The following is a 9,844-nucleotide window of genomic DNA, read 5'->3' as shown; positions in this document are numbered from 1 at the left end:
ATGGTCGTCGAGAGCCGCGTGCTCGCCGAAGGCGTGCCGGCCGTGTTCCCGCCGATTGGGCTGGAGGCGAACCGCAAGGGTCTGCAACTGGCGATCGACTGGGCGCTTGACCAGAAGATCATTCCGCGTCGCCTCTCGGTCGACGAACTGTTCGACGATGTCACGGGTAGCCTGGGCTGATTGACCGTCCGTGCGGCGAAACCACTTGCACTTCGTCGCTGATCTGGTATGAACCCAGGCGATGGCTTCTGGCGGCTTGCGCGGACCACGTATCTATAGAAGTCTCAACCCATGTGAAGCCCACCGTTGAGCGAGAAATCGGCACCCGTCGCAAAGCCGGATTCATCGCTGGCAAGCCACGAAACAATTGACGCGATTTCCGACGCCTCTCCGAGACGGCGCACCGGAATACCTTGAATGATTGCATCCAGTACTTCGGGGCGTACCGCACGAACCATATCGGTCCCGATATATCCGGGTGAAACCGTATTCACCGTAATCCCCTTTGTCGCAACTTCCTGGGCAAGCGACATCGTAAAGCCGTGAATGCCTGCCTTCGCGGTAGCGTAGTTGGTCTGGCCGAACTGTCCTTTCTGTCCGTTCACGGATGAGATGTTGATGATTCGCCCCCACTCTTTGCTAACCATCCCCTCAATGACCTGCTTGGTGACGTTGAAGAGGCTCGTCAGGTTCGTGTCGATGACATCGTTCCAGTTTTCCCGGGACATCTTGCGAAATGTTCCATCCCGCGTAATGCCGGCGTTATTCACCAGCACGTCAATCTCTCCGAGGTCCTTCTTGACCTTGGCAAACGCAGCCTCGGTAGACTCCCAGTCACCAACATTCCCTTCGGACGCGGTAAACGAAAATCCAAGCGCCTCCTGCTCTGTCAACCATCTTTCCCGCCGCGGAGAGTTGGGCCCACAACCAGCGATGACCGTGAATCCGTCCTTGAACAGCCGCTGACAGATTTCTGTGCCGATTCCACCCATACCACCGGTTACATAAGCGATTCGCTTTGACATGTTCTTCCCTCGGTTGATGCTGTTAAAGATTGAGACTTTTGGTTCGATTGCATGCATGCGGCCTACGGTGCTTCGCGCCCCTTGGTCTTCCGTGAGTCCGTGCTTTTCAGCTTCCGGGCGACGGGCTTGCGAGCAGACACAGGTCCGGGTCGCGCGCTGGGTACCTCCTCTGCCAAACGGCCGCACTCTATAAAGTCCTGGAGCACCTTGGCCGCCGCCGGCTTTCCGCGCAGTTCGAGTCTTTTGAGAAGAGCATGCGCGAATGCTTTCAGGTCGCCGTGTCCGTACCTGGACTCGAACTGAAGCATGGTTTCCCTGACCGCCGTGAGCATGCTTTCCTCGTACAGCATGCTCGCGATATGCGAGGCACCTCGCGCCAACTCGACCTCGTATTGATTCAGGCGCAGTGCTTCGTCGAACGCCCCGTTTTGTTTAGCTGACTTCACGTCGATACCCTCGGGTTCTGCGGAAACACCCGCCATGCCGCATCGGAGATGCGCCCAGTAGCGTCATCGCGAAAGCAATGCCGACAGGACTGCGAACATCAGAACGTGTGGGCGCAAGGAGGGAAGCTCCCTTAGCCCGAGATTGTGAAGGAATGCGAATCAGGCGACCTGGGGTTGCCCTGTGCAAAGCCAGTGAACATCGAGATTGAGGATGGTGGCGAGACGCATACAGGCGTTCAGCGGCGGGACGGTAATTCCGCTTCGCCAATATTGCACGTCGTATTCACTGACTCCCAGCCACTTTGCTGCGCGTGCCGAACTGATGCCGGCCCGTTTTAGTGCCCCGTTGAAGCGTGCGGCCAAGGCGCGCCTCAGGCGGTCATTCCCGGCACTACGCTCGAGATGACCGATAGTTTTAGTATGAAGATTCATCTTCTCCGACTTCTCTCAGATATATGTTTTGTGCAATTCAATGTCGGCTATGCCGACCGCTGGCTGAATTTACGTACCAGTTATGACGGCCTCATGACCTCATGGTTAACCCAGGAGAGTTACATCGCACCCCGGACCCCAGATAATGGCAAGTCTGACTATTCCTTCGTCGGTACGACGGTGTCAAACAAAAAATAATTGCTTGTCGGCTAAAACGTTTTAGCTGTGCAAAATGGGACGTAGATATTTTTATCCGCTTTTGTTGCGGCGGAGTAAAAAACAAAGTTCGAAGCGCGCGTAAAAATAAAGCGAGCGCCATAAGGTCCTGACTTACGGGAACAACACGCACTGCGCTTCTAAGCGGCCAGGCGGGTGTTCGCGACACGGCCGCTCTGAGCAGCGTTGATAACCTGCAAAAATGCTTCCGCAGGGAACGGCTTGTGGAGGCAGGCATCGAAGAGTAACGTCAGTTCGCCGTTGTCATTGTCCCCAGTCATGGAGACAAGGAACGGCCGGTTCACGGTAGGTCTGTTGAGAATTGAAAGTGCGACGCTACTTCCTTTTATTCCGGGCAGATTCTCGTCCAGAAAAACGAGCTCGAAAGCGCAGCGGCAAATCAGCGAGAGCGCCGTCTCCCCATCAGGCGCCACGGTAGCTCGGTGACCATGGCAGTCCAGCAGAAAAGCCAGACTATCTGCGACTACTTCATTATCCTCGACGACCAGCACGTGCATTCCAACTCCTAATCACTAAAGCAGGCGCCGACACGATCGAATAGAAGTCTAAATATCGCGACGGGTGTATCAGCTAAAACAGGGTTTTCCAAAATTAGTAATATTATATTATCTTAATATTTGGGAGCGTCTAGGGATATTAAAGGGTTTCCCCGATGTGAACCAGTGTTTAACTTAGAAATCGACAGCACGAACGTCCGTGAGATTTCTGCGTAGGACTTTGTCGAGTGTTGCGACGCCGATTCGCGTGAAGTGATTAAGCGTTGCCGGCTTACGCATGGCATGCAGGTCTCGCTGAAGAAAATCGCGACCTGTCTGGGAGCACAGTGCACGCCTCAGCGCCGCGCATGCTACCTTCCACAGACGACACCCCTTGGTCGCTACAACTGCCGGCAAAGCACAGGCACCGGACATGGCAGTTGAAACGAGCAAACGCGGACCGACGTTCGACAACATTCCTCGCAAACTCACCGCGGAGGGAAACGTCATTCGCGTCCATCGCGGGCAGGCACGCATACAGGTTGAGCGCTAAATGCAGAACGAGAAATACGGAAGCTACGTCCTGTGGGGCCATGCAATCCTGCAGCAGGAGGAAATCCTGCAAGCCGAGCGATATGCAGCAAGTGCGACAGTCACAAGGGACACGAAGTTCGTTGAAGCCTCTGGCACGTTAGGCGCCTTCGACTCGCAAAGAGAAGCGGAATTGGTCGGCCTCGCCTGGGCTCGCGCGTGGGTAGACAGCCACGGGTGATCAGTTCGCTGATCGAGGCGCGCTGTGGTCGGTGTATCGACGAGATCCAGCAAGGCGTGCAGGCGGTGCTGGTTTCAGAGGAAATCGCAGATAGGCTGATGGTGGACAAAGGAACCGCCGCTCTCGAGATCGTGCGGCGATATATCGACTCAGCTGGCGAAACGTTCGAGGTGTCGATCAGCGTCCATCCAGCAGAGCGTTTTTCGGTTTCGATGCGTCTGAAACGCTCGGACGCTTAGCGAGCAGGCTTGACCATGGCAGCTTACATGCCGCCCAACGGTTTCTTCACCGTCAGCTTGTTGGTCACCGTTGTAACTCCGGAAACGCCCCGGGTGATTGCCTCGGCGTTGCCGATCTGGGCAGTTTCCGTGACTGTGCCATTCAGTGTCACTGCGCCGTCTTTCGCGATGACACTGATATCTCCGGCGCTGATTTCCTTGTCCTTCCCGATAGCGGCATAAACCCTACGGCGCAGGGCACGGTTCGCTTTCCTGCCAACGGGAGCAGTGTCCGATGTCGCCATATCGGACACACCTTGCGCACTGGCAGGAAACCATCCGTCGTGCAGCGGCGAGCTGCCGTCATGGCCGAAGTACGCTTGCGTGACCCAATGACCGCGCACGAGAAGGTCGCCCCTCGCAGTGCCGTCCCACGGCAAATCGTTGCCTTCCGGGTCGACGATTTTCATGTCGATGCCGAACACCGTGCGGCCCTGCTTTGCCTGAAGCGCATAGCGCTCCTCCATGGGCAGAGACACCTGATGCGCCTTGAAACTGCAAACCGTGCCCACCGGGCTCAATTCCGTCATGCCCCATGCGTGCAGTACGTCGACACGGTGGCGCATCTGGAACGCCATCGTCATCGCGGTCGGGCAAGGTGCTCCGCCGATAATCGTGCGCTTCATCGACGAAAACGAACCCTCAATTGCGTCGACATGCGCAAGCAGTCCCTGCCAGACTGTCGGGACGCCGGCCGACAGCGTGACCTGTTCGTCCTCGATCAGGTCATGGAGCGACTTGCCGTCGAGTGCGGGTCCTGGAAACACCAGCTTCGCACCCCCCATGCAGGCGATATACGGCAGTCCCCAAGCGTTCACATGGAACATCGGCACGACTGGCAGGATCACATCGCGCGCCGAGCAGTTCGGCGAATCCGGCAGCGCCGCCGCGTAGGTGTGCAGCAAGGTGGAGCGGTGGCTGTATAGCACTCCTTTCGGATGCCCGGTCGTCCCGGACGTATAGCAAAGTGATGACGCGCTGTTTTCGTCGAGCAGTGGCCAGTCGAAAGCGTCGCTGTTGCCGTCAATGAGATCCTCGTAGCACAGCAGCTTCGTGGCGAGGTTATGGTCTTGTGGCATATGTGCGCGGTCGGTCATCGCGACGAAGACCGTTGGGCTCTTGACCCGCGGCGCGACGCTCTCGACCAGCGGCAGAAACGTCAAGTCGAAGAACACGACGCGATCTTCCGCATGCTCGATGATGTACGCGAGCTGATCGACATGCAGACGGGGGTTGAGCGTGTGCAACACGGAGCCTGCTCCAGACACGGCGAAGTACAGTTCCATGTGCCGGTAGCCGTTCCACGCCAGCGTCGCTACGCGCTCGCCCGGCTGGATACGGACAGCGCAGCATGCATCCCGCTAGCTGACCGCTTGCGAGTGAGGCCCCGTTGTGGGGACACGCGTTGTCGATTGCGTGGATCTTGCCGTCGATGTTGAACAGCACAATGCTGCGGTCATCCAAGAAGGCCAGTTTTCGCTGGCCCGGCGCGAGTTCATCGAGCGCGCCAACCGGTATCTGATCAGACGAGTTCATGGATCAGTGTCTCCGCCATCGGCCATTCACCGAACCCCGCAGCGGGATTCAGGTGACCGACTTCGCCCAGGTCGACGAGCCGACTGCCCCAGTCTTTCGCCATCGCCGCGACACGCTCGAACTGCGCGAGTGGATCGTTACGGCTCGCACCGACAATGCTCGGAAACGGCAGCGGCTTTCGTGGAATCGGCTGCCAACCGTTCTGAGTGAGCGCATCGAGGGCCGGATAGCCTGCCGGTAGCGAAGTCTCGAGATCGGCTGGGGCGGCGAGCAGTGCACCGTGAATCTTGCGGCTGTGCTGCTGGGTCCAATGCACCGTGATCATCACGCCCGCGCTATGCGCGACCAGGATCACCGGGCCATCAATTTTCGCGAGGGCAGCATCTAGTGCTGCGACGCGTGCCGCGCAACTAAGTTTGTCGTGCTCAAGCGGTGGCACCGAGGCCACCTTGGGCAGTCTCCGCTCCAGCAGTGTTTGCCAGTGCTCCGCGACGTAGTCGCGCAAGCCTGGCACCATCAGGATGGTGGGTGTCATATCGAGTGTCATGAAGCGGTCTCTTGCCCGGTCAGTACGGCTTGTCGCCGGTAATTCCGGCGCGCTCCATCTTGCGGTGACAGGGCGGGTAGTCCATCACTGCATAGTGCTGCGTGCTGCGGTTGTCCCAGATCGCGATGCTGTTGGGTTTCCAGCGCCAGCGGACCTGGTACTCGGGGATGTAGGCCTGGCTGATGAGATAGCGCAGCAGTTCGCCCGCGCCCGGATTGGCGTCCTGCCCGAAGCGCACGCGCGTCGGCGTGTGGTAATTGGTGAAATGGGTTGTGAAGGCGTTCACGAACAACACCTTCTCGCCGGTCTCCGGGTGCGTGCGCACAACAGGATGCTCCGCGTCCGGGAATTGCGCCTTGAGAGCGAGACGCTTTTCGATCGGCATCGCGGCACCGAAGCTCGCCTCGATACTGTGGCGGGCATGCAGGTCTGCAATCTGCGTCTTGATGTGGTCTGGCAGGTTCTCGTAGGCGAGGGCCATGTTTGCCCACATCGTGTCGCCCCCGACGGGCGGGCACTCCACGCAGCGCAGGACAGCGCCGAACTGCGGCGCCTCGCGCCAGGTGGCATCGGCGTGCCACGCGTTTTCATACCGGTCGTTGGGCTGATCCGGGTTCTTGTAAATGCGCACGAGGCCCGGATATTCCGGGTCGCTGCCGGCGACCGGGTGGTCCTCAAGTTCACCGAAACGGCGCGCAAACGCAACATGATCGGCGCGCGAGATTTCCTGGTCGCGCAGGAACAGCACGCGGTACTTGAGCAGCGCCGCACGAATCTCGGCAAACAGGCCGTCATCGGCGATGGCATCGGCAAGATCCACCCCGACCAGTTCGGCGCCGATGGCGCATGTCAATTGTTCGACTCGCATGACGTTCTCCTCAGATGACGAAGACCGACGAGCCGGTCGTCTTGCGCGATTCAAGGTCGCGGTGGGCCTGCGCCGCGTCCTCCAGTGCATAACGCTGGTTGAGTTCGATCTTGATGCGGCCGGCGGCGACAAGCCCGAAAAGTTCGCCGGCGAGTTCGTCCTTCTCCGCGGGGACGGCGATATAGTCTGCCAACGCGGGGCGCGTCAGATAGAGCGAGCCCTTCATCGCCAGAATCTGCGGATTGAACGGCGGGATCGGTCCGGACGCCGTGCCGACGCAGACCATCAGGCCACGACGCCTGAGCGAATCGAGCGACGCTTCGAAGGTATCCTTGCCGACGCTGTCGAACACGACGTCCACGCCAACGCCGTTGGTCAGTTCGCGCACCCGCTTCGCGACGTCCTCGCGGCTGTAGTAGACGATGTGGTCGCAGCCATGCGCACGGGCCACCGCGCCCTTAGCCTCATTCGAAACGGTGCCGATCACGGTGAGACCCAGCAGCTTCGCCCATTGAGACACAATCAGGCCGACACCACCGGCGGCGGCATGCAGCAGTATGGTGTCACCCGCCTTGAAATGGTGAATTCGGCGCATCAGGTACGACGCGGTCAGGCCTCGCATCGTCATGCCGGCAGCCGTTTCGCAAGAGATCGCGTCCGGCAGCTTGATAAGCGCTGCAGCCGGGACCAGGCGTTCGGTGCTGTAGGCGCCGAGGGTGTTGAGAAAGCCGGTGTAAGTCACGCGATCGCCGACCGCGATGTTGGCCACGTCAGGGCCGATTGCCTCGACCACACCTGCAGCCTCGACGCCCATGCCTGCAGGTAGCGGCACGGGGTACAGTCCGCTGCGGAAGTAGGTGTCGGCGAAATTCAGGCCCACTGCTTCATGGCGCAAGCGAACCTGTCCAGGGCCCGGGTCGCCCACTTCAACGTTTTCATAGCGCAAGACTTCAGGGCCGCCGGTCTCATGGAAACACACTGCTTTCGTCATCTCGAGTCTCCTATCCTTTATTCGAACTACAAATTAATTTCGCTTGTGATGGCGCTGCGCTTCCTGCTGCCAGGCGCACTTGCCAGAGCTTGACGCTCGCGGGTGACCATCGGATCAGCTCCGGGCCTGTTCACGCAGGGCATTCACGCGATCGAGATCGTTGCCATAGTTCCGCTTGCCGATGAAGAAGGCGACCGCCGCGACGAGAGGTGCAAATGGCACGAGTTGCAACGCGCCAAGCAGCCCGATCCGGTCAGCCACGATGCCCGTCAGAATGGCCGCAGGTGCCAACCCCAGCAGGTTGTTCGCCAGCGTCAGCGTGGCAAACGCTGACGCGTGGATCGACGGTGGGGTGAGGTTCGCCACCATTGCCCCCGAGGGACCGGTGGCGCCTGCGCTGAAGAACATGCCGGCGCCAATCACGAGGAGCTGTGCCGGACCCGCGGGCATCCGGAAACCGATCGTGAGCAAAACGAAGCAGATCAGGCAGAAGGCAACGGCGGTGCTCCACTTCCTTTCACGCTTGTCCTTGCTGAGACGGTCGGTCAGATTTCCGCACACCACCATGCCGAAAGCAGTGGCCAGCACGAACATAGCCGCGCTCATGGCCGCCTTTCCGGTGGGCATGCCGTAGTAGCGGTTCAGGAAGCTGGGCATCCACGCCCACACAGCTGCCGGAACCAGCAGATGGAAGCCGCTGCCGACATAGGCACATACGACCGACTTTGTCGAAAAGAGTCCTTGGATCAGCGCGCGCAAGCTCATGCGCACACCGGTACCCTGCGTCTGACGGCCCACATTTACCGGTTGCAGCGGCGCGAGCCGCTTTTCGGTGATGAGAAACCGGTAGAGAGCGACCAGCACGATCCCGAGGGCCGCCATTGCGCTGAACGACGCGCGCCAGCCCAGCTGAGCCGCGACTGCACCGCCCAGAGCCATGCCCAGCACTGAACCGAACGCCCCGCCGGCCATGAAGGCGGCGGCGAGTGTGGCGCGCAGCCGTGCCGGAAAGATGCTGAGGACGACCGCGATGCCGACACTGCCGTATGCGGCTTCGCCGACACCGACGAAGGCACGCGCGAGCAGCATCTCGCCATAGCTTGTCGAGAGCGCACAGCCGAGCGTCGCGAGACTCCACATCGTCGCCATCAGGACAATGCTCTTCACACGACCCCAGCGGTCGGCGAGTACCGACAGCGGAAAGGTGAGCACGCCGACCATCAGCGCGACCACGCTGCTCAGCGACCCAAGCCGGGTATCGGACAGGTGCCATGCACCCTTGAGCATCGGAAACACCGCATTCAACACCTGCCGAGACATGTAGTCGGAGAGCAGCAACCCCACTGTCAGGGCGAATACCACCCACGCATACGCTTGCACGTCTTTTTGCGTCGTCGAAACATCAGCCGTCGTGGGCTCAGCATGGGTGAACATGAGTCGTCTCCTTCGTGTCCAGCTTATATCCGTCAAAGCGTCTGCTGCGCTCGAATCGCTTACGCCGCGTGTAGCGGCAGGTTCTTCATGCCGACCTTGCGGTTCGGCGCCATGCCGTTGGCCGCGAGCGTCTCGTCGGCCGTTTCGTACTGCAAACCGATGCGATAGATCTCGCGCGCTTCCTTGCCTGAGGCAATCTCGCGGCCCAGTTCGCGCGCCACACGCACGCACTGTTCAATCTGCTGCACGGAGGTCATCCTGTTGCCTTGCTGGTCGATGATCGTGTCTTCGATGCCGCAGCGAGGATGCAGGCCCATGGACATCGCCATCATGTTGAACGGCAGCACGTTCTTGAGCAGTGACTCAGCCGTGAGCGTGCAGCCGTCCGGCGCGCGATGCACGAAGTTGAAGAAGTTGAACGGGTTCGGACCATCGAAGCCGCCGCCGATACCGATCCACGTCAGATTGAGCGGACCCTTGTAGGCACCCTTGCGTACGAGGCGATCGAGCGTTTCGAGGGCATGGATGCCCGTGAGCTGGAAGTGCGGCTGGATGCCCGAGGCCTGCAGGCGACGCAGGTGCTCCTCAACCCAGGCCGGACCCGCGGGCACCGTCATTTCGCTGTAGGCAGCCATGAGCGCGGGATTGGACAGCGACGTGCCTTCCAGGTACGCTGGATAGAGCAGCTCCATGATGTTCATCTGCGTGGTGTTGATCGCAACCGTCACCTGATCGGGCGTCGGGTCGAGATCGGCCAGCATGTGGCGCGTGTCGTCGGACAGCCACTTCGCGGCCTGGCCGT

General features: G+C 60.0%; 10 protein-coding genes and 3 pseudogenes. 3 read left to right on the top strand and 10 right to left on the bottom strand.

Features of this window, described 5'->3' with window-relative positions:
- Nucleotides 1-180, top strand: a pseudogene (locus WCA85_RS16110) (phosphate ABC transporter substrate-binding protein); the annotation flags it as partial.
- Between the two features lie 104 nt (nt 181-284).
- Here the strand turns inward: WCA85_RS16110 and WCA85_RS16105 are convergent.
- The 3 genes from WCA85_RS16105 to WCA85_RS16095 all read right to left on the bottom strand — a co-directional run bounded on the left by WCA85_RS16105 (nt 285) and on the right by WCA85_RS16095 (nt 2,637).
- Complete coding sequence (locus WCA85_RS16105; RefSeq protein WP_424065504.1) at nt 285-1,025, bottom strand: 3-ketoacyl-ACP reductase; 741 nt, start codon at nt 1,023-1,025, stop codon at nt 285-287.
- A 62-nt stretch (nt 1,026-1,087) separates the two neighbouring features.
- Nucleotides 1,088-1,507 (bottom strand): hypothetical protein, encoded by a 420-nt coding sequence (locus tag WCA85_RS16100; RefSeq protein WP_424065502.1) that lies wholly within the window; start codon nt 1,505-1,507, stop codon nt 1,088-1,090.
- A 752-nt stretch (nt 1,508-2,259) separates the two neighbouring features.
- Nucleotides 2,260-2,637, bottom strand: a complete 378-nt coding sequence (locus WCA85_RS16095; protein WP_424065500.1) for a response regulator — start codon at nt 2,635-2,637, stop codon at nt 2,260-2,262.
- A 532-nt stretch (nt 2,638-3,169) separates the two neighbouring features.
- Between WCA85_RS16095 and WCA85_RS16090 the strand changes: the two genes are divergently transcribed.
- Both WCA85_RS16090 and WCA85_RS16085 read left to right on the top strand, forming a co-directional pair.
- Entirely contained in the window at nt 3,170-3,388 is a 219-nt protein-coding gene (locus WCA85_RS16090) for a hypothetical protein (RefSeq protein WP_424065498.1), read from the top strand.
- Nucleotides 3,367-3,627 carry a UTRA domain-containing protein gene (locus tag WCA85_RS16085; protein WP_424065496.1) on the top strand — a complete coding sequence of 87 codons (261 nt, stop codon included), beginning with the start codon at nt 3,367-3,369 and terminating at the stop codon, nt 3,625-3,627. The genes WCA85_RS16090 and WCA85_RS16085 overlap by 22 nt, the downstream gene beginning before the upstream one ends.
- A 23-nt stretch (nt 3,628-3,650) precedes the next feature.
- On the opposite strand, the pseudogene WCA85_RS16080 reads toward WCA85_RS16085, so the two are convergent.
- The 7 genes and pseudogenes from WCA85_RS16080 to WCA85_RS16050 form a co-directional block, all read right to left on the bottom strand.
- Nucleotides 3,651-5,024, bottom strand: a pseudogene (locus WCA85_RS16080) (AMP-binding protein); the annotation flags it as partial.
- Nucleotides 5,005-5,202 (bottom strand): annotated as a pseudogene (locus WCA85_RS16075) (Rieske (2Fe-2S) protein); the annotation flags it as partial. The pseudogenes WCA85_RS16075 and WCA85_RS16080, both read right to left, overlap by 20 nt.
- Nucleotides 5,189-5,749: an RBBP9/YdeN family alpha/beta hydrolase gene (locus WCA85_RS16070; RefSeq protein ID WP_424065494.1), complete on the bottom strand. Its 561-nt coding sequence runs from the start codon at nt 5,747-5,749 to the stop codon at nt 5,189-5,191. The gene WCA85_RS16070 and the pseudogene WCA85_RS16075, both read right to left, overlap by 14 nt.
- 19 nt (nt 5,750-5,768) lie before the next feature.
- The gene (locus tag WCA85_RS16065; RefSeq protein ID WP_424065492.1) at nt 5,769-6,617 is read right to left on the bottom strand and encodes a TauD/TfdA dioxygenase family protein; all 849 of its coding nucleotides are present in this window, start codon (nt 6,615-6,617) and stop codon (nt 5,769-5,771) included.
- Nucleotides 6,618-6,627: 10 nt separating this feature from the next.
- Nucleotides 6,628-7,608, bottom strand: a complete 981-nt coding sequence (locus tag WCA85_RS16060) for a quinone oxidoreductase family protein (protein ID WP_424065490.1) — start codon at nt 7,606-7,608, stop codon at nt 6,628-6,630.
- 114 nt (nt 7,609-7,722) lie between these two features.
- Complete coding sequence (locus WCA85_RS16055) at nt 7,723-9,042, bottom strand: MFS transporter (protein ID WP_424065489.1); 1,320 nt, start codon at nt 9,040-9,042, stop codon at nt 7,723-7,725.
- 59 nt (nt 9,043-9,101) lie between these two features.
- Nucleotides 9,102-9,844, bottom strand: a 743-nt coding sequence (locus WCA85_RS16050; protein WP_424065487.1) for a 3-keto-5-aminohexanoate cleavage protein, incomplete at its 5' end; no start/stop codon positions are given.

The sequence above is a fragment of the Paraburkholderia sp. genome (assembly GCF_049581445.1).
GTDB lineage: Bacteria > Pseudomonadota > Gammaproteobacteria > Burkholderiales > Burkholderiaceae > Paraburkholderia.
The sequence above is the reverse complement of the archived record's forward strand: the minus strand, read 5'-3'. Positions and strand labels throughout refer to the sequence as shown.